This window comes from Seinonella peptonophila (assembly GCF_900129355.1).
Taxonomy (GTDB): domain Bacteria; phylum Bacillota; class Bacilli; order Thermoactinomycetales; family Thermoactinomycetaceae; genus Seinonella; species Seinonella peptonophila.
This window is the reverse complement of sequence record NZ_FQVL01000041.1, coordinates 1-1,004: the sequence shown is the minus strand read 5'-3', so window position 1 is coordinate 1,004 and position 1,004 is coordinate 1. Positions and strand designations below refer to the sequence as shown.

2 protein-coding genes are annotated in these 1,004 nt (G+C 39.0%); both read right to left on the bottom strand.

Going from position 1 to position 1,004, the window contains the following annotated elements; genetic code table 11:
• The coding region (locus BUB71_RS18775; protein ID WP_073158800.1) for an RNA-guided endonuclease TnpB family protein at positions 1-821 on the bottom strand (821 nt) is incomplete at its 3' end.
• A 12-nt stretch (positions 822-833) separates the two neighbouring features.
• The coding region (gene tnpA / locus BUB71_RS18770; RefSeq protein ID WP_139279208.1) for an IS200/IS605 family transposase at positions 834-1,004 on the bottom strand (171 nt) is incomplete at its 5' end.

The window sequence follows — 1,004 nt, the reverse complement described above, 5'->3', positions numbered from 1 at the left end:
TGTAAGTCCTCTAAAGCGATCGTTTGGTTTTCACGTATGAGCTTAGTGGACCATTTATGTAAGAAGTCGTGCCGTGCATTTACTATTTTTTCATGGATTCTAGCCACTTTGATTCTAGCTTTCTGCCAGTTGGAACCGCCTTTGGTGCGTCTTGACATGATTCTTTGCCAATATACCAATTTTTGTTCATATTTACGGAAGAATTGAGAAGGCTTCACTTTTGTACCATCCGAAAGGATGGCAAAGTCTTTCAGTCCCAAATCCACACCCACTGCTTTGTTCTTATCTACTGGAACGTATGGGCAAGAACCCATTTCACAGAGAATGGATACAAAGTACTTTCCTGATGGGTTTCTACGAATCGTAGCTGAAAGTATGCGACCTTCTACCTTACGAGACTTGGCAAACTTCACCCATCCCAGCTTTGGAAACTTTAGTTTATTTCCTTGAATACTCACTTTGGGTAGTTGATTTTTCTTTTCAATCTTAGTTGTGTAGGACTGTACCTTATTTCGCTTGCTTTTAAAGCGTGGGGCATCATTTTGTTTCTTAAAAAATCTCTTGAACGCATCATCCAGATTCCGAAGTGAGGATTGTAAGGAATGTGCATCTACTTCCTTTAACCATTCGAACTGCTTTTTCAAAGCAGTGAGTAACTTTGCACAAGCATGATAGGTGAGTCCTTTCCCTGTCTCTTTGTATGTTTCATTCCATTTTGCTAAGAAGTGGTTGAATACAAATCGACTACATCCGATGGACTTATTCATAAGTGTTGCTTGTTCCTTTGTCGGGTACAACCGAAACTTATATGCTTTGTGCATTTTCTTTTCACCTCACTTTCCCTGTTTTTCAATATATTTTCTAACTACATCAATGGGTACACCGCCTGTAGTTAGAAGACAAAAACTTCTAGACCAGAAGTACTCCTTCCACAGTTGCTTTTTGATATGAGGAAATTCTTTTTTGATGATGCGAGAACTGGCACTTTTGTAAGCATTGATAAA